The organism is Alteriqipengyuania sp. (genome assembly GCF_964222115.1).
GTDB lineage: Bacteria > Pseudomonadota > Alphaproteobacteria > Sphingomonadales > Sphingomonadaceae > Alteriqipengyuania.
Window position 1 is genome coordinate 19391 of record NZ_CAXQBM010000080.1, and the last position, 19599, is coordinate 38989.

A 19599-nucleotide genomic window follows, 5' to 3' on the forward strand; every position below is an offset into this window, starting at 1 on the left:
AACCCTCAGGCAGCCAGCTTGTAAGGCTGGATTTCTCCGGACAGGTACAGGCGCTTCGCCTTCGCACGGCTGAGCTTGCCCGACGAGGTACGCGGCAGCGTACGCGGCGGCACCAGCTCGACGAGGCAGCTCATCCCGGTAACCGATTGGACCTTCTCGCGGATGGCTTCGCGCAATACGCGGCGCTCTTCCGGGTCGGTCACGCGGCAATGCACCAGCACGGCGGGCGCTTCCTCGCCATCCTCGCGCTCCACCGCGAAGGCGGCAATGTCGCCATGGTTGAAGCCCGGCAATTGCTCCACCGCCCACTCGATATCCTGCGGCCAGTGGTTCTTGCCGTTGATGATAATCATGTCCTTCGCGCGGCCCACGATGAACAGGTATCCATCGGCCATGTAGCCCATGTCGCCCGTGTCGAGCCATGCGCCCCCGCCATCTTCGCTTGGGACCAGACAATCGGCGGTCGCTTCCTCGTTGCGGAAGTAGGAGTGCATGATGCTGGGCCCGCGGCACCAGACCTTGCCGATCTGGTGATCTGACTTTGCCGCGCCATTCTCGCCGCGGATCTCGACTTCCATCTGCGGCAGAGGCTTCCCGCAATTGACGATCGCGCGGTAGCGGGCCGGGCGGTTGAGATTGGGGCGTGCGCCCGACAGGCGCTCTTCCTCGACCAGCTCCACCCGGATACCCTCGCCCGGCGGCATCACCGTGACCGCCAGGGTCGCTTCGGCAAGGCCGTAGCTGGGCGTGAAGGCGCTCGCCTTGAACCCGGCATCGGCAAAGGCATTGACGAAGTTCTGCATCACGTCGGGCCGGATCATGTCCGCTCCGTTGCCTGCGGTGCGCCAGCGCGACAGGTCGAACCGGTCGCCGACATGGCTCTGGCTGGAGATCCGGCGGGCGCAGATGTCGTAGCCGAAGGTGGGCGAATAGGAGAGCGTGGTGCCCGGATTGCGGCTGATCAGGTCGAGCCATGCGAGCGGGCGCCGCGCGAAATGTTCGGTCTTCAGGTAATCGGCGGAAACCTGGTTGGCGATGAGGCTGAGGAAGCAGCCGACCAGCCCCATGTCATGATACCATGGCAGCCAGCTGACGCAGCGATCATTGGTACCAAGGTCCATTGCCTGCGCATGGCCATACAGGTTGTGCAGCAGCGCCTTGTGGGTCACGGCGACGCCAGTGGGGAAGCGGGTCGAGCCGCTCGAATACTGGAGGTAGCAGATATCGTCTGGCTGGGCTGTGGGAAGCTCCACCTCGGGCGCATCGCGTTGCGCCAGGCTATCCCAGTCGATCCCTTCGCACCCGACGCGGTCCGCAGCTGCGCGGGTCATTTCCTCGATTTCGGGCGGATAGATCAGCAGCGCGGGATCGGCGCTTTCCAGCTGGACCACCAGCTGGTCGATATAGCCTTCCTTGCCGCCGAACCCGGTCGGCAGGGGCAGCGGGACCGGCCATGCGCCAACATAAGTGCACGCGCAGAACAGTGCCGCGAATTCGGGCGACGTTTCCGCGATCAGCGCTACGCGGTCTTTTGCCTTGATCCCGGCCGCAACCAGCTTGTGCGCCATCGCCAGCGCATCCTTGCGCATCTCGCGATAGGTATACGCACGCTCCAGCGTGCCGCGCATGTCGTGGAAATTGAGCCCCTTCTCGGAGAGCGCGGCATAATCGATCGCTTCGTTGAAGGTCGCGAAATCCGCCCGTCGGCGCGGAAGCGCGCAATCATTGGGCGTCGGTCGAATGAGGGTGTCTTGCATAGGAGAGAGCGTAATCCTGTTAACCGCTTTGAGGGCCGGTCCTCAGGCTGTTTCCCGAGGAGGCATGCGCCAGGCAGGCGTTTGGTCGATCACAATCGTCGTTCCCAACATAAGGGCGGTTCCAATCCTCAAGGAGTGTGGCATCATTATGTCCCATGGGCCAATCCCCCGAGACTTCGCGGCGGCGTCGCAAGGTAATACAGCCTCTGAATGAGGCTTCCCTGCGTGATCTCGCGCTGAGTTATGCGGGCCGCTACGCCACCACGGCGGCCAAGCTCAAGCACTATTTGCAGCGCAAGCTGCGCACGCGGGGCTGGGCGGGCGAGGCTGAACCCGCGCTTGATGCACTGATCGAGCGGTTTGTCGAACTCGGGTACATTAACGATGTTGCCTTTGCGGAGACCCGCACACGCGACCTGCTGCGGCGCGGATATGGCGCCCGTCGTGTGGCACAGGCGCTCCATCATGCCGGCGTGGACACGGACGAGCACGATCTGGCACCCCCGTCCGAAGCGGAAACACGTGCTGCCGCGCTCGCTTTCGCGCGGCGCCGAAGGCTGGGGCCGTTCGCCACAGATAGACCGGACGAGAGGGGCCGCGAAAAGCAGCTTGCGGCGCTGGTGCGGGCGGGCCATGATTTCGATACGGCACGCGCGCTGGTCGATGCCGAAAGCGAGGAAGAGGCCGAGGAATGGGCATTCAGCGTAGAGGAATGAAGGGATTCGCAGCCGCTATAGCGGTTGCCGTTCTGGTTGCATGCTCGCCCCAGGCCGGCGCCGATTCGGGGCAGTCCGCCGCCAATGTCGAGGCGGAGCAGGAAACTCACCCCGTTTCGGGCCTCCGCATCATCCCGGTGACCGTCAAGACAGCAAATGGCGATCATGTGTTCCGGTCCGAAGTTGCGCAGACCGGCCCCGAACAGGCGAAAGGCCTGATGTTCCGCACCGAACTGGGGCCCGACGAGGGCATGATCTTCCCGCGCGAAGACAACAGCGTGGCCAGTTTCTGGATGAAGAACACGCCGCTGCCGCTCGACATCATTTTCATCGGGCCGGACCGGCGCATTATCAATATCGCCGCGCAGACCACGCCCTATTCGCTCGACAGCGTATTTGCTGAAGGACCCACCGGCGCTGTGCTCGAGATACCGGGCGGCCGTGCCGCCGAGCTTGGGATCGCGCCCGGCGACCGCGTCGATTGGTAAAACGGGAGTGGTGAGGAAGCGCGCGAAAGCGGCTTGGCCCCGCCACTGCCTTGCGCTAGTCCGCAACCCGCAATGAGCATTCTCGGACAGATCTTCACCTGGTGGCATGGTGCCACGATCGGCACTTCGGTCTTCACCTCGCTCAAGGGCGAGCATGTGGGCACCGATGCCGCGGGCAACCGCTATTATCGCAGCAAGAAGGTGAAAGACGGGCAGCGTGAGCGCCGTTGGGTCATCTACGATGGCGCCAATGACGCGAGCAAGGTGCCCGCCGAATGGCACGGCTGGCTGCACGGATCGGGTGAGGATGTGCCCGAAAGCTTCCTTCCCGCACCGCGCATCTGGGAAGCAGACTACACACCGAATGCGACAGGCTCCGCCGGTGCCTACCTGCCCAGCGGCGCGTTGCAGCGCGGTGGTCGCCGCGCCCGCGCGAGCGGCGACTACGAGGCCTGGTCGCCGGGCGAGTAATGACCATGCGCGCTCTCGCTGTCCTTTTCCTGGGTGCTGCGGCGCTGGTCGCCTGCAACAATAACCCGCCCGAGACGGCGCCGCTCGAAACCGAAGTGCCCGAAGAACTGACCAAAGGCGGATCGGCCGCTCGCGAGGATGCGGGCGAGGGGATCGGGACCCCGATGGCAGAGCGGGTTGCGACGATCGGCCTGCTTAACAAGCGCAATAATGTCAGCCGCGACTTCGAGCTCAAGCCGGGCGAGGCGGCCCGCATGGGCGATGTCGTGATCCGGCTGGAAGCATGCGAAAAGACCGCGCCGTGGGAATTGCCTCAGGAAGAGGGCGCTTTCGTGCAGGTCTTCGTGCGCCAGCGTGTCGGCACCGAATCGGAACCGAGCTGGCAGAAGGTTCACTCAGGCTGGCTGTTCCGCAACTCGCCCAGCCTGAACGTGGTCGAGCACCCGATCTACGATGTCTGGGTCAAGGAATGCGCGATGAGCTTCCCGGGCGAGGAAGAATAGGCCAGCGCCTCGCGTTGGACCTCCGCCAGTGCCTGCGGCAGTGATAGACGCTGCTCGCCGCGTGCCGCCTCCAGCCGCTCCAGATATTCCGCCTGAGGGATCGGGATTGCACCCAGCGAGGCCAAATGCCCGGTCATGAACTGGCAGTCGAACAGCTGGCAGCCTGCACGCTGTAGCAGCGCGAGCAGCCAGCCCAGCGCCACCTTTGACGCATTGTCGCGGCGGCTGAACATGCTTTCCCCGCAAAACACGCGGTCGAATGCGACGCCATAGACGCCGCCCACCAGCTCCTGTTCGCCTTCGGGGCCCTGCCAGCACTCCAGCGAATGAGCATGGCCGACTTCCTGCAGCCGTTGGTAACTCGCGGCAATTCGCCCGCTGATCCACGTATCCTCGCCAGTGGCGCGCGGCTGGGCGCAGGCGAGCACCGTTCCAGCGAAATCGCTGTCCACGCGAATCTCGAAAACCTCGCGCCGGATCGTGCGTGCCAGCGAGCGGGAGCAGTGGAATTCACCGATCGGGATGATCGCCCGCTCGCGCGGTTCGACCCAGAAGATGTCCTGGTCGCGCCGAGATTCCGCCATCGGGAACAGGCCTTGGCGATAGGCGGAAATCAGGATCGGAGGCGGAACGATCGGCAGCATCGATTTCGGCTCCTAACACGGGTCACAAAAGGAAGGGATAGCAGGCGGTTGCGCATGCGTATAATGTGCGCTGCGTCGTGACAAAATTCCTGCTCATTGCCCCTCAGGCAGAGGATGGCTCCGACTTTGCGGGGATCGCGGCCGCAGACGGCCGGTCGCTGGCGCGGGTTGCCCCGGTCGGCATCGCGACCGTCGCCGCACTGGCACCAGCCGGGGTCGAATGCATCCTGCATGACGAAGCGCTCGAGCCGGTCGACTTCGATGCAGAGGTGGATTTCATCGGCCTTTCGGCCAATGTCTCGCAGGCGCGCAGGGCCATAGAGATCGCGCGCAAATTTCGATCGCGCGGCAAGACTGTCATCGTCGGCGGCCCTCACATCACGCTCGACCCGGAATTTTTCACCGGCCAGTACGATGTCGCAGTAACCGGCGAGTTCGAGGAGATTGCCCCCGCTTTCTACGCGGATATGCAGGGCGGCGCGCTGAAACCCCGCTACGATGGCGGGCGACCCGATCTTGGACTGTCGCCGCTTCCGGTCTGGGGCGCCTACGACAATGATCGCGCGCTGATGGGCGTTGCGCAGACCAGCCGCGGGTGCCCGTTCGAATGCAATTTTTGCGACGTGATCCAGTATCTTGGCCGCGTGCAACGTCACAAGACCGACGCGCAGGTGATCGCAGAAGTCCAGCAGCTTTACGATCTGGGCTATAACCGCATCATGCTCGCGGACGATAATTTCACCGTCTATCGCCGCCGCGCAACCAGCCTGCTGCAAGCGCTTGCCGCATGGAATGGCCATGACGGACGCGACTTCGTGACCTTTGCCACCCAGGTCTCGGTCGACGTGGGGCAGAGCCCCGAGCTGCTCGAACTGTGTGCCGAAGCGGGCCTGCTGACCCTGTTCATCGGGATCGAGACGGTCAACGAAGAGAGTCTGAAGGAAGCGCAGAAGCGCCAGAATGTCGGTCGCGATATAATTGGCCGGGTCGAACGGATCGTGTCGAACGGCCTGCGCGTCGAGGCCGGGCTGATCGTGGGTTTCGATGCCGACACGACCCGCATTTTCGAGCAGCAATACGAATTTGCGCAGCGAATGCCGGTGGGTACATTCAAGATCAGTTCGCTCAATGCGCCCGTCTCCACCCCGCTCTATGCAGACATGCTGGCTGCGGGCCGGATCGTCGCAAGCCCGGGTAAGGCGTTCACCGCCGCCGATGTGGAAACCAATATCGTACCCGCACAGATGAGCCGGGAGGAATTGTCGCTGGGCACGCGATGGCTGATCAGCCGGCTCTTCAGCCCGGATGCCTTCTTCGAACGGTTCTGCAGGATCGCAGGCGTGCTCGGCCCCAATCCGCTGCTGGCGCGCGCGAAGCCCTATGATCCCCCGGGGCGGGCCGACGCCAACCGGCGCTTCGCCCGGATGATCCGCGAGTTGGCGCGCGCCGATGCAGAAGTAGCATCCGTGGTGGGCAAATGCCGTGCAATGATGCGCGAACGCCCGGAACTGCGCGACGGGCTCGGCGATATCATGACGACCTGGCTGCTGGCGTTGCACAATTTCCGCCAACGCGGGGTCTACGATGCGGACTGGGCGAGGCTGCCTGCGCCGCCATTCGATCAGGTGCTTTCGATTCCGGGGTGTGCGCTATCCGCCTGATCGGCGGGCCTCAGACCTCTCCCATTTCGAATTGACTGCGGCGCTGTGCATCCGCGAGCGCGGCCAGTTGAGACAGGCCGATCCGTTTGCCGTTGTGGAGGAAGGTATCGCGCGGCCCGTGGCCGGGGAACAGCTTGTCCATATAAGTAATCATGCGCGTCATGGTGCGGGTATCGCTTTCCACGACATCGGTGGGGCGCGCGTGCAGCGTGATGTTCTGGTCCATGAACACGATCTCGCCATCCTCCCAGTCGTGGGAATAAATGTATTCGGGCCGGTTCAGCTTCGCCCATAGATGCGCCTTGTACTTCTGGCTCTCTCCTGCACTCATTCCCTTGAAATGGCTGAAGCAATGGCTGGGGAAATGGACACCACGCCGCCCGGTCGCCGTGCTGTCGAGCAGTGGTGTTTCCATGCCGTCGGCCGGGACCATCGAGTAGCGGGTTACCTGCATGCTCGCCGGTTCGAGCCCGCGGCACATTTCGCCCCCGTCCCACGCCCAGACCGAAACCAGTTCTTCCACCATCGTGCGGTCTTCGCTGTTCAGCGCTTCGAGCGCGGGCGCGGTACACAGGAAGCGCGTCTGGCTGCCTTTCGAACCCCACAGGCTCATCAGGCCGATCATTCGTTGGCTATCCGTGTGCGACTGGTGATCGGAGTGCCAGTCCAGTTCGCCATTGGGAAACAGGCCGGTCACGCGGTTCTTCCTGTCGCGGTTGAAGCTGACGCGTGAAATACCTTCACGCGGAACATCGCCCTCGATCGGTCGGGCCATGCTTTGCAGGGTCAGGAACATGTCCCGCCAGTGGCGTCCGCGCAGATCCCGGCGGGCTACCAGCTTATTGATATGGCCGTTGACGGGCTGGCCCCATGAAGTCTGGATATCGTGCAGTCGTTTTTCAGAGACAGCCTGGCGAACCACGACGACACATTCGTGTGCAGCCAGCCGACCGAGTTCCTCGCATGCGGCATCGTCGTGCAGGTCGATATCGGTAACTTCGGTGCCGTTGGTAAGCGGTGCGGTCTTCACTTTGCCAGCACCAGGCTGGCGTCTGCGACCTCGTCCACTCGGACCCATTCGAAAACGTTGTTCGACGCGATTTGCTGCTCTGGCTTACGCTGTAACAGGAAAATCCTTCCAAGCGTTTCGACCATGCCGGTCCATTCCGCGAAGCTGCGCGCGTCGCGCACATCCTCGTCGCGCGGTTCGAACTTGGACGACCATCCGCCGCTATACATGCGGCATTCGGAACAGATCGTGTCCGATGTGCCGCATTTCTCCAGCGCCGCATGGCGCAGGTCGGTTTTGAAGTAGCGCATCGGCTCCACCATCCGCGAATGGCAATCGCGCGCGATCCCGGTCTGGGGGTCGATGTCGTAGAGCGGGCCGATCTGCGTCGCCCACCGGTTATAGGCGTGCGAATAGACGACCGTGTCGGGATAATCCTCGAGCATTTCGTCCATGATCCGCCGCGCGGCGGCGAGGCTTCCCTCGTCCCAGCGCAGGTTGTTCTCTTCGGATGATATACGGAAAAACCGCCCGTCTGGCCCCATGCGCTCGGCCAGTTTGCGGACATAGCTCTGGGTGGGCGAATACATGTTGAAGGTCAGCGGCAGATCGTGGTCCGCGCAAATTTCCGCCAACTGTCGCACATCGCCCAGGTTGGTCCTGGTAAGAGTGAAGAGCATAATTGCGCGAGGATCGCCTGCGTAGTTACGGATCGCCTTGGCAAAGGCATTGGCGCCGCGCAGGCTGGTATCGACCTCTTCGTCCACACCCCATACCGAAACCCCGATGCGGTAGGGGATTGCCGGGTCGAGCTTCACCGTACCGTTGGTGCCGATATTCCCATGCGGGAAACACTTGGCCGCTGCCAGCAACCGCTCCTGCTCCAGCGCCGGTTCGGCACCGACGAAATAGGCCATAGTGACGCCGCGTCTGGCCTCTGCAGCGAAGAACTCTTCCCAAACGGATTGGTCCTTCACCTCGTGGGCGGGTGGGGCGAAATCGTCGGAAAAATAGTAGCAGCCTTCGCAGAACAGGTTGCAGCGGGTGGCGACCTCGTAGAACGCGGGCCGACGAAAAGCGCGGACGACGGTTTTTGCACGTTCGTAGCCGGGGCGCAGATGCGGGTTCTCGCGAAGTAATCGGGCCACACGGCCCAACCGGTCTTTCCTGCTCGCGACCATTACCGCCAGACCCCTCTGATCCCTATCGATCAGCAGATATACTAGCGTATTGTTTCGTCGCGAGAAATAGGAGAAACTACTTGCAGTCCCGCCGCTGCACAAGTTTCTGACGACGAAGTTCGCGTCCGACTTTTTTCGAATATTCCTTCGCACCCGGCGCGTTGAGATGAACCGCATCCCGGAAATGCGAAGGATCCAACCGGGCCGCGCGGTTGTCCCAATCGTTCAGCACAAGCGCGTTTCGCCTTTCCAGATCTTGCAGGAGCGGCCAAAACGCGTCGATCTTCGTCCAGCCGGCCTCGCGCAGGGGATCGCTCATCTGGTCGATGAAAGGCGGCAAAACTACCACCAGCTGTGCGCCTCGATCCTCTACTTTCTCCGCAATGCGGAGCAGGGCAGCACGTGTGCGCGCGTGCACGTGCGGATCGAAATAGGCGATTTCTGTCGCATCGGCCTGCCACGCAGCGACCTGCGCCTTGGCGAGTGCCTCGGCCTGACGGGGGTCAATCGATCGGGTATCGGCAGCGGTCGTCACGTCCGGCGCAGGCAATCGGCCCAGCCAGCGCAATGCTGCACCATGCCACGGGTTGCGCAGGTGATGACCGATAGCGGGCATTGCCTCGGCGAAAACGGCTTGCCTCAGATCGCCATCGATCAGCCCGAACTCGCCCTCGCCATGCAAGAACCGGTAAGTGAACCGCCTCTGATAGGCGCCTGCGAGCGCTGGCAGGCCGTTGTCGTGCCCGATGGATGTAGGGCTCGTAACCAGAAGGATAATCTGCGGGGCGTCAGGGCGAGACAGGATCAGGTCCACCAACGCTTCGGTTTCGAATACGTCCTGTCCGTTATTATAGAAGCGCGCGCCCGAAACGCACATGGCGTCGAAATCGATCGCGGTCCCGATCGAGCCGCCCAGCGAAACCGCATCCTTCCCGGCGATGGCTTCGTATCGCTGCTTCATCAGTTGCGGCTCGGTCGGCCCGTTGATCGGCAGGCGACCGGCAATATTGAGCGTGCCGAGCACTAACAGGCCCATGACGAGGAAAGCGGCGACCGAGAGGCGAGACCAGCGCATCAGAATTCGAAATACAGGAAGCCGGAGCTGGTGAACACGCCGAACACCAGGATGATGGCGGCCAGGCCCCACCAGAACGGCCAGGCGATCAGCGCACCGGCGCGCTCTAGCCGGTCGAACACCGGGCGGCGGGAATCGAGCCATTCGTAGATTTCCATTGCCGCTATGGCGAACATGAACAGCAGGCTGAGGTTATAGGTCCCGAACCCGGCAGAGAGTGTCAGCACATCGCCAGGCAAGGCGGCAATCTTCCTCCAGCTTGCGAAAACCTGGTCCCAGCCCGGTGTGTTGACGATCGAGCCCACGAACAGGAGGAAGATCCACAGCACGACCCGATTGAGATTGCGGCCGATCATGCGGGACGGGCCTTCGCCGATCCCGATCTTGCCGAGCCTGCGGCGCGTCCGCGCAAGCATTCCGCGCTGTCGCCGGATCGCACCTTCGGCAGTCAGCAGCAGGCCTGCAAGCACACCGACCAGCAGCCAGGCGAAGGTGGCGCCGTGCCACAAGCCGAGCATTAACGAGGTGACCATGCTGGCCACGATGCGGGAGCCAACGCGAGTGCTGCGCGCAATGGGGATATAGACATAGTCGGTGAACCACCGGGTTACAGTGATGTGCCAGCGTTGCCAGAACTCCGCGATGGAGACCGCCGCGAATGGCCGGTTGAAGTTGCGCGACAGCGCGATCCCCATGATCAGGCTCGATCCGATGGCGATATCGGCATAGCCCGACAGGTCGGCATAATAGCGGTAGAATGCGCCGAGGGTGGCCAGCGTCACCGTAAGCGAGGTGTGTACCTCGGGCGCGGCAAGGATATCGGGAACCATCAGGCCCAGCCTGTCCGCGATCACCAGCTTCTTGAAATATCCTACCAGGATCAGCGCGCAGCCCATGGCGGCTCGGCGGACCTCGAACACCTGCTCTTCGCGTAATTGCGGCAAGAGCTTGTACGGCCGCTCGATTGGCCCGGCGAGCAGTTGCGGGAAATACATCACGTAGACCGCGAAAATGCCGAGATGCGTCTCGGCCTCGCGCTTCTTGCGGAACACGTCGATCGTATAGCCGAGCGTCTGGAAGGTGTAGAACGAGATTCCCAGCGGAAGGATCACGTCGGCCATTGTGAAATTGCCGATCCGCAAGTCGTACAGCGTCGTGCCTGCCAGCAGTGCGCTGTACTTGAAGAAGACCAGGGGCCCCAGGTTGCACAGCATGCTCGCGATCAGCAAGAAACGCCTTCGCACCTTGTGCTGCGTGCGCATCATCGCCTTGGCAGCGAAAAAATCGACCAGCGTCGTGAACCACAGTAGTGCCAGGAATTCGATCCGCCAGCTGCCGTAGAAGATGTTGCTGGCGACCAGCAGAAGCGCCCAGCGCCAGCGGTGCGGCACGGCGAAGAATAGCGCCGCGACCAGCGGCAGGAACAGCAGGTAATCGATCGAGTGGAAGATCACGTGCGGACGGCTCTGGCCGTATCTCGGGGGCGGAGCAGGATCGGCGCATCGGCCTCTGGCCGAAGCACCCATCTTGCCGTGCACCGCATCGGATCGGCCGGGTTGGGGGCAAGTTCGTACCGGTCGGCAATCAGGCCGATGAACATGGCGAGTTCCATCTGCGCGAATGCCGCGCCGAAGCAGGCCCGCTCTCCCTTGCTGAAGGGAATCCACGCGGCCGCCTGCGGATCGTCGCCTTCCTGACCCAGGAAGCGCTCGGGGCGATAGGCATCGGGCTCCTGCCACCACAGCTCGGATCGGTGGAGGGCGTAGACCGGAATGACGATCATCGCATTTCTGCCGACACGGGTTCCGTCGAGTTCGACGGGTTCGGCCACGTCGCGAAGAATCTGCGGGGCAGGCGGATAGAGCCTCAGCGTTTCGCGGATGCACGCCATCGTCACCGGTAGCTTCTCCGGGTCTGCGCGCGCAGCGTCCGCGTGATTCCACTCCGCGCGCACCCTCTCCTGCAAGTCTGGCCTGTGCGCGAGCAGCCACAGCGCCCAGCCGATCGTCGCGGTCACATTGTCGTGCCCTGCGTCGAGGAAGATCAGCGTCGAATTGACGTCGAGCGGCTGGGCCGTGTCACCTTCGGGCAGCCCCGGCAGACCATCTCGGGAACGGCCCATCACCCATTCGGTCAGGTCCCGCAGCTCCTCGATATAGTGCTCGAAGCCCTTGTGATGCGCCGCGAAAAGCCGCGCTCCCGCCGCAACGATTTCGGGATCGCTGACTGTTCGTTTGGCTTCGACCGCAAATAGTGCGCGCCACAATGCATCGAAGGCGAGGATGCGCATTTCCCGCAGCAACGGCAGGCCTGCGTCACCCTCGTATTCTTCCCAGCTCGCAATCCGATCCCGGCATGCGCTTGCTACGGCAGGCAACAACCGGGCCACACGGTGTGGTGCTATGGGTCGGGCGATACTGCGGCGATGCTCCATCCATTGGCCGCCACGATTGTCGAGCAGGCTCTTGCCAAAGCTGAAATCGAAAAAACGGTTCTGCATTCTGGACCGGACGAAGGTGCCGGCCCGGTCAGTCAGAATCCGCCGGGCCAGGCCCGGTTCGGTCACGAAGACCACCTGCCTGCGCGGCGTTTCGCGCAAGGTGACCCGCCGGGAAAGGATTTCGCACGGCCAATGCTCAGCCGGGCGCTCCATAATTGCGGCAAGGGAGGGTACGACGCTGTCGGAGAAACCGCGAATGTCCAGTTTCGGTGGCTCAAATGCCGCCATATTCCCCCCGCGTCGAAACGCCGGGCATTAATCCTCTTCACCTGAGCGAACAAGCGCTTGCCGCAATCTGCGCAAAGGAGGCGGGAAGGGCGAAGGCGTTATGCCTCCGTCACCTAGCGCTTGCCAATCGGAGCAGCCCGCCCTAGAGCGCGCTTCCGCCTGCAGGGGTGTAGCTCAGCTGGTAGAGCATCGGTCTCCAAAACCGAGGGCCACGGGTTCGAATCCTGTCACCCCTGCCATTTTCGCCAAACGGCCAGACCAGAGGCGCGACGATGGAATATCTCCACACCATGATCCGGGTGAGCGACCTCGACGAGTCGCTCGACTTCTTCTGCAACAAGCTCGGCCTGGTGGAGGCCTACCGCAAGGAAGTGGAGGCGGGACGCTTCACGCTGGTGTTCCTGGTCGCGCCGGGTGACGAGGACCATGCGCGCGAGCACAAGGCGCCGATGGTAGAGCTGACCTATAACTGGGATCCGGAGGAATATTCCGGCGGGCGCAATTTCGGCCATCTCGCCTACCGCGTGGACGATATTTACGCGACGTGCCAGCGCATGATGGACGGCGGGGTGACAATCCACCGCCCGCCGCGCGACGGGCACATGGCCTTCGTCCGGTCGCCCGATGGCATCTCGATCGAGCTGCTCCAGAAAGGCGAATCGCTGCCTGCGCAGGAGCCGTGGGCATCGATGGAAAACACCGGCAGCTGGTGAACCAGCAGGGCGCTGCGCCCGATTGGCCACATATCGGAAAATTTGTGTGTCGGTGGGAACCTGCGGGATTCACGGGGCTTTCGGGCGCTTCGCGAAGGCTCCGATTTGTTCCCACAGGAATCTCGGGAACGCTCCTTACGAGGCGTGCATTTTTCGCGGCATAGTGCACGCACGTGCCGAAATTAGGAGTTGACCAATGTCGAGCATGCCTTTCCGCAGCAGCCGTCCGGACAGCTGGACCACCCCGCGTTCGCATAGCGATGCGACTTTGCGGATGATGAAGTACGGCAAGATCCAGCCGATGCACCAGCCATCCTTCTGGGAGCGGCTGTTCGGCGCAGTCTGAGCCGCGATAGAGCTCAGTACCGCTTACGAGCGTAAGAGGGCCGGAGTGTTTCGAAGCACTCCGGCCCTCTTTGCATCCGGCTTAATATTCTTCCGGTTCTTCGGGCGTCTCCGCGTGGAAATCCTTGCCCGCCTTCCGGTCACCGCGCGACAGCGCAAAGACCACTCCCGATAGCAACGCCAGGGCGAGTACGTTGGGCAGAAGCATGGTGGCATTGGAGATATCCCCCAGTCGCCAGACCAGTTCGCTGGGTTGTGCGGCGCCGATGAAAATCACCACGCACCACAGCACGCGCCAGCCCATATGCAGGTTCTTCTCTCCCCCACGCGACGAGCCGGGGAAGCGGTCATAGATGAATGTGATCGCCCGTTCGCCGTAGTAACTCCACGTGAGGAGCGTGGTGAACACGAACAGCAGCAGAGCGATGCTGGCGACCAGTGTGCCGATCGGGATGCTCGCGATTTCGACCGGGAATGCCGCCGCGAAGGCCCCGCTCGTCATTTCGAACCCGACGCGATCCGATTGCCATGCATGCGCGACAAGCTCGCCATCCGCAGTAAAATCGCCGCGCACGGTCAGGATAACCAGCGCGGTCATGGTGCAGATCACGATCGTGTCGATGAATGTGCCCAGCATCGCCATCCGGCCCTGCTGTTCGGGATCCTCGGTCTGGGCGACTGCGTGTGCAATCGGCGTCGAACCCTGGCCTGCTTCGTTGGAGAAAAGGCCGCGCGCCACACCGGCGCGGATCGCCATGATGATCGCTGCGCCGGTAAAGCCGCCCACCGCGCTCTGCGGATTGAAGGCGCCGTGGAAGATCAAGGCAAAGGTTTCGCCCAGATCGCCGAAGTTCAGCGCGAGCGCGATCACTGCCATCACGATGTAGGCGGCCGCCATGAACGGCACGACGCTTTCCGCCACGCGGCCGATCGACTTGATGCCCCCGATGATGACGATGAAGACGAGGATGGCGACGATCAGTCCGCCGAGCCATTCTTCGATGCCGAACAGCTCGTTCAGGCCGTCGGCCACGGCATTGGCCTGGATCGAATTTCCGGTAACCAGCGCGCTGAACAGCGTCCCGATGCAGAAGAGGATCGCGAGCCAGGTCCATTTCGGGCCAAGCCCCATCATGATATAGGTCATCGGCCCGCCGCGCTTGACCCCGTCGGAGGTCGTTTCGCGATACCGGATGGCGAGGGCGCCTTCGGCAAAGGCCAGCGCCATGCCGAACAGCGCGGTGATCCACATCCAGAAGATCGCGCCGGGCCCGCCTAGGGCGATAGCAGTGGCTACGCCGGCAAGGTTGCCGGTACCGACCTGACCCGAAAGCGCGGTAGAGAGCGCAGCGAATGGCGAAATCTCACCCGCGCCGGCACCCTTGCGGCCCGCAAAGAGGCCCTTCATGGCCGAACCCAGCTTGGTCAGCGGATAGAATTTCAGGCCGATCATGAACCACAGGCCCACGCCGAGCAGGATCAGGGCCAGTGGCGGGAACGGGATCACCGCCTCGCCATTCCACGTGCCGCCCCAGATGAAGTCGGAAATATTGGTGACCGGCGCGACCATGCGGTCCGCGAAACTCACCTGCGTATCCGCAGCCATACAAGAAATCCCCCGAATGCGTCCCTAAAGGCGCGGACGCTAAAGCCGCTGCGGGTGCAGCGCAATGTCTTTCGCGCGGTCCTTGCTTTTGCGCCAATGCCCGCCTAGATGCGGACGGGTCTCAAGACATCGAAGCTGCAGACCTGCCCTCCCGATCTTTGGATTGCGAGGGCGATCCCGGCTTCCCGAAAGAGACGCAAAAGTTTGATTCGATAACCATCAGGTGGGCACGGCAGACATGGCCGAAGGCAAAGTGGAAACGAAGAAGCGCAGGACATCCCCCGGCGAATTCGCACGTCAGGTACGCGCCGAAGCGAGCAAGGTCGTCTGGCCGACCCGGCAGGAGACGGTCCAGACCGCGATCTTCGTCAGCATCCTCGTGCTGATCCTTTCGCTGTTCTTCTTCGGCATCGACTCGCTGTTCGGCGCGGTCGTTCGCTTCCTCCTCACGCTCGCCTGATCGATCGCAGGATATTCCATGGCACGCTGGTACATCATTCACGCCTATTCCGGTTTCGAGAACAAGGTCCGCGATGCGATCATTGCCGAGGCTGAACGCCTTGGCCTGTCGGAGGGCGTGGAAGAGGTTCAGGTCCCCACCGAGACCGTCACCGAGGTAAAGCGCGGCAAGAAGGTGCAGGTCGAACGCAAGTTCATGCCCGGCTACGTGCTGGCCAAGCTGAACATGACCGACGATATCTATCACCTGGTCAAGAACACACCCAAGGTGACCGGCTTCCTGGGCGCAGGCGCAAAGCCGCAAGCGATCAGCGAGAAAGAGGCTGCACGCTATTTCGGCGGGGTGGAAGAAGCCAAGGCCGCGCCCAAGAAGGACATCAGCGTCGATTACGAAATCGGCGACCAGGTCAAGGTGCTCGACGGGCCCTTCGCCAGCTTCAACGGTGTGGTGGAAGAGCTCGATTTCGACAAGGCCAAGGTCAAGGTCTCGGTGTCGATCTTCGGCCGCGCGACGCCGGTGGAACTCGACTTCGAACAGGTCGAACTGGTCAAGTAGTCGCAAGGAGCGTTAGAGCGCCCGAGCCACACATCGGGTGATTGACAAACTCCTGAAACTGCGGAGAAGTTTCTCGGTTGGGCCGTACGCGTTGCGTGCGGCGATACGGGGGACCACTCATGCTGCGTATTCTTGGCCTTGCTATGCTTTTGGTCGTCGCATTGCCGACAGGCGCGAGCGCCCAGTCGGTCACCGATCTTTACCTTAGGAACTGCGCCACTGAGGAACAGCGCGTCAGCGATGGCTGCAAGGCGCTTCGTGCATCAATGCCCAAGCAGACTGCCGCCTCCAAGAAGGCGAGCAATGATCTATCGGGTCTTTGGGGGGCGATCTTTCGCGATCCCGAGACCGAACAGGTCCAGCTGATCGACAAGACCGTGGATGGCGAATTGTGGATCATGTCCGCACAGCTAGGGCCGATTGGTCAGATCAGCGATGGCAATGGGCAAGTCCTCGCGGCTGACAAGGGTGGACCGATCGAGGTCGGCCCCGGCCTGTGGCAGTTCACTGCCCGGAACACTGGCAGCCGCTATGTCTTTCCGAGTCCCTCGAATGTTGGTGCGGGGATGACCGTTTACGTCCCGGACGGAACGGTCGTTTCCATGCCGCGCGTCACTGGCGAGCAGGAAGAGCGGATAAAGGCGGCATGGAAAAGGGCCATCACTCCAGAGGGCATGGCGCAGAACTGGGGGCCGCTCGCGCAAATGGCGGGAAAGGTCTATCGAAGCAATGCTTCTGATACAGATGTTGTCGGATTGTATGAGTATAAATGGCTCTATCCGGGCTTGGTACTGAGCATCGACTCGGTCGTCCATTCTGGCGGCAAGGAGAACAGCAAGCACAGTTTCGTTTACCGCCTCGATCTGGTGAGCGGTTTGCCGATGTACGGTTCCCGAGTATTGGGCTCGCCCGACAATGCGCGCCAGTTCCGGTACTCCGGCCGCGACTATTCAGGTGACTATATTTTCACCGTGGAGACGCTGCTCGATAACGGTCAGGTTGCTTCGCAAGGCTATAAGCAGAAAAAGAACGGTAAGGTCAGCAAGTACTCGGCAGTCAGCTACAAGGCGCCGATGGCCGCGACAAACCTCGCAAGCGCTTCGGCTGCAACCTTGGCGCAGTCCAGTCGACCCAAAAAGAAGGATAGCGGCCCGGGGTTTTTCGGTGCTCTAGGTGGTGCCATAATGGGGGCGGCAACGGGCTATGCCGAAAGCGGCGGGAGCAGCGCGGGTGCGATTATCGGTGCAATGGGCGGCGCCGTGATCGGCTCTACCGAAGGAGGCAACGACGCGCTCTATCAGCAGATGGAAGATCGAAGCGTGCAAGCGACCGCCGATGCGCAACGCAGCCAATGGGAATTCGAACAGACATTGGCGCGCGCACGATCGGAAGCGCAGGCCCAGCCACAGGGAAGTGGTGCGTCGGGCACAAGCACTTCCGCCCCCAGCGCCGGTGACCGGCTGGTTGCGCAGGAACAGGCACGGGCCCAGCAATTGCGGCAGGAGCGTGAAGCGCGCGAGGCGGAGGATCGCCGTCTCGCACAAGCCGAGGTCGATGCCGAGCGTCAGCGTGTGGAAGAGGCGCGCCGCGTGGCCGAAGCAGAGCGGAATCGTCCGGTCGAATGGATCGAGGGCGTGGTGCTTTGCGAACCCCGGGCGAACAGCAAACAGTGGCGATGTCATGGGCCATTGCAGATGAATATTCTGGAGCTCGACGCTCCCAACACCATTGCGCAGCTTGCCCTAGCGTGTGGTGGAGATTCGGGAATTCGCGAGATCGGCATGACCAGCGGCTACCGCGCCTATGGATGTGGCTTTGGCATTCATCCCACGGCACGTGACTATCCCGGCAACCGCGATGTGCCGAAGGATATGGGCGTGTACGTCTCCGATCGGCGAGTATTCCATTGCCCGACTACCAGGGATGCCTATTGCCGAACACCTTGAGGCAGATTTGGTCGCTTTGCCGTCTGATTGGCACGATAGTCTTTCATCGTGCTTTGGTCATAGGTCGCAACGCTCGAGCGGGGCTGACGCTACTCCAGAACGTCCATCTCGATCCGCAGCCACACCGGCTCCGCACCGAAATTGAAGCCCCAGTCGATCTGGTCGCCATTCCAGCGGCGACGCATGACCCATTCGCCATCGACGAAGCGTCCTTCCTGCGCTTCGATGACTTCGCCCTGCTGACCCGCACCCGGCTGGGCAAGGGCGATCCGCAGTTTTACATTGCGACCGCCGACAAGGAACACGTCGTCAGACAGCTGCGCGACGACCAGCCCGCCGGTGGGGACATCGGCCAGTGGATGCGCATCGCGCTCGATCCAGGTCCAGTCATCCTCCGCGAACGCCCAGCGAGCATACTGCGCGGTCAGCTTCCACTGGCCCATTATGTGCGTCTGATCGGCTCCGTCTTCGCCTTTCGCGGTCCCCCACAAGGGATGTTCGCGCGCGATCCGCGCCCATTCACGCGGCATCTGGCCGAACAGGCGATACGGCGCGGCAAAGGCTTCGAGCGTGTCCTCGTCCAGTTCCTTCGCGCCGAGCGGATAGTTGGAGTAGCGCGTGCCGTCGATCCCGAACGGCGCGAACAGCACCGCCCCGCGACCCATGGCGGGCCAGATGAACCGCGCATATTCGGCTGCATTGCCGATCTCGGGCACCATCAGGGGGCCATGCGCCGCATAGCGATCAAGATAGGCTTCGACCGCCTTCGGGTCGCGATTGTAGATGTCCGGCCCATAGGCGGGGATATTGGGCGCGGCGATCCGCCAGATCGGCAGCGCGTTCCAGTTCGGCCCGCCCGAAGGCCCGACATCGCCGCCCTCGTCGGTGAAGGCATTGCCGAGCGCAGCGTTGACGAACATGGGCAGGTCTTTCTGAGCCTGCCCCGCCGCCGCGACCGTGTCGACATAGCGCGCAACATACCAGCTATTGAAGAACTGCGCGGCGCGCGGGCCGAACGCATCGGACCAAGAGCGTCGCTCTATCCCTAGTCCCTCGGCAAGCTCCTGCGGTATCGGACCAGCAAACAGTGCGTTCGCCTCAGGGCTGCGATCGCGGTCGAGCCCCCAGCTGCCGCTCTCGTTCTCGACCTGCACCATCACCACCGTATGCTGCGGATCGACCTGCTTCAGGTGTCGCATCAGCATCGAGAAAGCGCGCGCATCGGCCTGCATCGTCGCCTCGCCATGCGGGCTGAGCACCAGATGGGCGGAACCGTCCGCCTTGCGCATCCGGGCAAAGCGCTGCGTGTCACGCTTAACCCATGCGGGGACGTAGGACGGGCCGGTATTCTTCCATGTGCCGTACCACAGCAGCACCACGCGCATGTCGCGTGACCGCACCTGGTCGAGCAGCACGTCCACGAATGAGAAATCGAATTGCCCCTCGACCGGTTCGACCTGCTCCCACGCGACCGGCATCAGGACGGTGTTGGCACCCATTCGCTCCAACGTGGGCCAAACCTCGTCGAGCATGGCGGGGTAATTCGACGAGTTGTTCACTTGCGCGCCGAGGATGAGGAAAGGCTCTCCATCGACCAGCAAGGCAGGGTGCTCGCCTCCGCTTTCGAACCGCGGCAGCGGCGTTTGCGCGCCCGCCTGCATCGGCATGGCGATGCCGAGCAGCAGCACGGCCCAGAAACTCAGCAGCTTCGCCAAACGCAACCTTTCCCTCCCCGATGGTT

At 62.6% G+C, this 19599-nt stretch carries 19 protein-coding genes and 1 tRNA gene; 11 read left to right on the plus strand and 9 right to left on the minus strand.

Annotation, left to right across the window (positions count from 1 at the left end):
• Positions 1-5 precede the first annotated feature (5 nt).
• Positions 6-1757 (minus strand): fatty acyl-AMP ligase, encoded by a 1752-nt coding sequence (locus tag ACEQXE_RS12615; protein ID WP_370179799.1) that lies wholly within the window; start codon positions 1755-1757, stop codon positions 6-8.
• A 155-nt stretch (positions 1758-1912) separates the two neighbouring features.
• Between ACEQXE_RS12615 and ACEQXE_RS12620 the strand changes: the two genes are divergently transcribed.
• The 4 genes from ACEQXE_RS12620 (at position 1913) to ACEQXE_RS12635 (ending at position 3935) form a co-directional block, all read left to right on the plus strand.
• Complete coding sequence (locus ACEQXE_RS12620) at positions 1913-2473, plus strand: regulatory protein RecX (protein WP_370179801.1); 561 nt, start codon at positions 1913-1915, stop codon at positions 2471-2473.
• On the plus strand, positions 2470-2961 hold the full coding sequence (locus ACEQXE_RS12625) for a DUF192 domain-containing protein (RefSeq protein ID WP_370179803.1): 492 nt from the start codon (positions 2470-2472) through the stop codon (positions 2959-2961). The genes ACEQXE_RS12620 and ACEQXE_RS12625 overlap by 4 nt, the downstream gene beginning before the upstream one ends.
• 72 nt (positions 2962-3033) lie before the next feature.
• On the plus strand, positions 3034-3432 hold the full coding sequence (locus ACEQXE_RS12630; RefSeq protein WP_370179805.1) for an NADH:ubiquinone oxidoreductase subunit NDUFA12: 399 nt from the start codon (positions 3034-3036) through the stop codon (positions 3430-3432).
• Positions 3432-3935: a DUF2155 domain-containing protein gene (locus tag ACEQXE_RS12635; protein ID WP_370182899.1), complete on the plus strand. Its 504-nt coding sequence runs from the start codon at positions 3432-3434 to the stop codon at positions 3933-3935. Before ACEQXE_RS12630 ends, ACEQXE_RS12635 begins: the two co-directional genes overlap by 1 nt.
• Here ACEQXE_RS12635 and aat read toward each other — a convergent pair.
• Positions 3881-4579 carry a leucyl/phenylalanyl-tRNA--protein transferase gene (gene aat / locus ACEQXE_RS12640; RefSeq protein WP_370179809.1) on the minus strand — a complete coding sequence of 233 codons (699 nt, stop codon included), beginning with the start codon at positions 4577-4579 and terminating at the stop codon, positions 3881-3883. The two genes, ACEQXE_RS12635 and aat, sit on opposite strands and share 55 nt — an antisense overlap.
• A gap of 77 nt (positions 4580-4656) precedes the next feature.
• Between aat and ACEQXE_RS12645 the strand changes: the two genes are divergently transcribed.
• The gene (locus ACEQXE_RS12645; RefSeq protein ID WP_370179811.1) at positions 4657-6240 is read left to right on the plus strand and encodes a radical SAM protein; all 1584 of its coding nucleotides are present in this window, start codon (positions 4657-4659) and stop codon (positions 6238-6240) included.
• A gap of 10 nt (positions 6241-6250) precedes the next feature.
• On the opposite strand, the gene ACEQXE_RS12650 is transcribed toward ACEQXE_RS12645, so the two are convergent.
• The 5 genes from ACEQXE_RS12650 to ACEQXE_RS12670 all read right to left on the minus strand — a co-directional run bounded on the left by ACEQXE_RS12650 (position 6251) and on the right by ACEQXE_RS12670 (position 12233).
• Positions 6251-7270 (minus strand): TauD/TfdA dioxygenase family protein, encoded by a 1020-nt coding sequence (locus tag ACEQXE_RS12650; protein ID WP_370179813.1) that lies wholly within the window; start codon positions 7268-7270, stop codon positions 6251-6253.
• Positions 7267-8430, minus strand: a complete 1164-nt coding sequence (locus ACEQXE_RS12655; protein ID WP_370179815.1) for a hypothetical protein — start codon at positions 8428-8430, stop codon at positions 7267-7269. The genes ACEQXE_RS12650 and ACEQXE_RS12655 overlap by 4 nt, the downstream gene beginning before the upstream one ends.
• 76 nt (positions 8431-8506) lie before the next feature.
• Complete coding sequence (locus ACEQXE_RS12660; RefSeq protein ID WP_370179817.1) at positions 8507-9505, minus strand: hypothetical protein; 999 nt, start codon at positions 9503-9505, stop codon at positions 8507-8509.
• Complete coding sequence (locus ACEQXE_RS12665; RefSeq protein WP_370179819.1) at positions 9505-10959, minus strand: MBOAT family protein; 1455 nt, start codon at positions 10957-10959, stop codon at positions 9505-9507. Before ACEQXE_RS12665 ends, ACEQXE_RS12660 begins: the two co-directional genes overlap by 1 nt.
• Entirely contained in the window at positions 10956-12233 is a 1278-nt protein-coding gene (locus ACEQXE_RS12670) for a cytochrome P450 (RefSeq protein WP_370179821.1), read from the minus strand. Before ACEQXE_RS12670 ends, ACEQXE_RS12665 begins: the two co-directional genes overlap by 4 nt.
• A gap of 163 nt (positions 12234-12396) precedes the next feature.
• Between ACEQXE_RS12670 and ACEQXE_RS12675 the strand changes: the two genes are divergently transcribed.
• The 3 genes from ACEQXE_RS12675 (at position 12397) to ACEQXE_RS12685 (ending at position 13292) form a co-directional block, all read left to right on the plus strand.
• A tRNA-Trp gene (locus ACEQXE_RS12675) sits at positions 12397-12472 on the plus strand.
• 33 nt (positions 12473-12505) lie between these two features.
• Positions 12506-12946, plus strand: a complete 441-nt coding sequence (locus ACEQXE_RS12680) for a VOC family protein (RefSeq protein WP_370179823.1) — start codon at positions 12506-12508, stop codon at positions 12944-12946.
• A gap of 196 nt (positions 12947-13142) precedes the next feature.
• On the plus strand, positions 13143-13292 hold the full coding sequence (locus tag ACEQXE_RS12685) for a hypothetical protein (protein WP_370179825.1): 150 nt from the start codon (positions 13143-13145) through the stop codon (positions 13290-13292).
• A gap of 81 nt (positions 13293-13373) precedes the next feature.
• Here the strand turns inward: ACEQXE_RS12685 and ACEQXE_RS12690 are convergent, their stop codons facing one another.
• Entirely contained in the window at positions 13374-14897 is a 1524-nt protein-coding gene (locus ACEQXE_RS12690) for an alanine/glycine:cation symporter family protein (protein ID WP_370179827.1), read from the minus strand.
• A gap of 238 nt (positions 14898-15135) precedes the next feature.
• Here ACEQXE_RS12690 and secE point away from each other — a divergent pair, with 238 nt between their 5' ends.
• From secE to ACEQXE_RS12705, 3 genes are all read left to right on the plus strand, one after another.
• On the plus strand, positions 15136-15357 hold the full coding sequence (gene secE / locus ACEQXE_RS12695; RefSeq protein ID WP_370179829.1) for a preprotein translocase subunit SecE: 222 nt from the start codon (positions 15136-15138) through the stop codon (positions 15355-15357).
• An 18-nt stretch (positions 15358-15375) separates the two neighbouring features.
• Positions 15376-15912 (plus strand): transcription termination/antitermination protein NusG, encoded by a 537-nt coding sequence (nusG, locus tag ACEQXE_RS12700; protein WP_370179831.1) that lies wholly within the window; start codon positions 15376-15378, stop codon positions 15910-15912.
• A 377-nt stretch (positions 15913-16289) separates the two neighbouring features.
• On the plus strand, positions 16290-17858 hold the full coding sequence (locus ACEQXE_RS12705) for a hypothetical protein (protein WP_370182906.1): 1569 nt from the start codon (positions 16290-16292) through the stop codon (positions 17856-17858).
• Positions 17859-17947: 89 nt separating this feature from the next.
• Here the strand turns inward: ACEQXE_RS12705 and ACEQXE_RS12710 are convergent.
• A partial coding sequence (locus tag ACEQXE_RS12710; RefSeq protein WP_370179834.1) for a DUF5597 domain-containing protein occupies positions 17948-19599 on the minus strand: 1652 nt, incomplete at its 5' end.

Excerpts from the sequence above, each read along its gene's own strand:
- ACEQXE_RS12635 (WP_370182899.1), top strand. The coding sequence starts at position 3,432 with ATGACCATGCGCGCTCTCGCTGTCCTTTTCCTGGGTGCTGCGGCGCTG.
- ACEQXE_RS12620 (WP_370179801.1), top strand. The coding sequence starts at position 1,913 with ATGGGCCAATCCCCCGAGACTTCGCGGCGGCGTCGCAAGGTAATACAG.
- ACEQXE_RS12690 (WP_370179827.1), bottom strand. The coding sequence starts at position 14,897 with ATGGCTGCGGATACGCAGGTGAGTTTCGCGGACCGCATGGTCGCGCCG.
- ACEQXE_RS12655 (WP_370179815.1), bottom strand. The coding sequence starts at position 8,430 with ATGGTCGCGAGCAGGAAAGACCGGTTGGGCCGTGTGGCCCGATTACTT.
- ACEQXE_RS12685 (WP_370179825.1), top strand. The coding sequence starts at position 13,143 with ATGTCGAGCATGCCTTTCCGCAGCAGCCGTCCGGACAGCTGGACCACC.
- ACEQXE_RS12625 (WP_370179803.1), top strand. The coding sequence starts at position 2,470 with ATGAAGGGATTCGCAGCCGCTATAGCGGTTGCCGTTCTGGTTGCATGC.
- ACEQXE_RS12680 (WP_370179823.1), top strand. The coding sequence starts at position 12,506 with ATGGAATATCTCCACACCATGATCCGGGTGAGCGACCTCGACGAGTCG.
- ACEQXE_RS12630 (WP_370179805.1), top strand. The coding sequence starts at position 3,034 with ATGAGCATTCTCGGACAGATCTTCACCTGGTGGCATGGTGCCACGATC.
- ACEQXE_RS12615 (WP_370179799.1), bottom strand. The coding sequence starts at position 1,757 with ATGCAAGACACCCTCATTCGACCGACGCCCAATGATTGCGCGCTTCCG.
- ACEQXE_RS12670 (WP_370179821.1), bottom strand. The coding sequence starts at position 12,233 with ATGGCGGCATTTGAGCCACCGAAACTGGACATTCGCGGTTTCTCCGAC.
- ACEQXE_RS12660 (WP_370179817.1), bottom strand. The coding sequence starts at position 9,505 with ATGCGCTGGTCTCGCCTCTCGGTCGCCGCTTTCCTCGTCATGGGCCTG.
- aat (WP_370179809.1), bottom strand. The coding sequence starts at position 4,579 with ATGCTGCCGATCGTTCCGCCTCCGATCCTGATTTCCGCCTATCGCCAA.
- nusG (WP_370179831.1), top strand. The coding sequence starts at position 15,376 with ATGGCACGCTGGTACATCATTCACGCCTATTCCGGTTTCGAGAACAAG.
- secE (WP_370179829.1), top strand. The coding sequence starts at position 15,136 with ATGGCCGAAGGCAAAGTGGAAACGAAGAAGCGCAGGACATCCCCCGGC.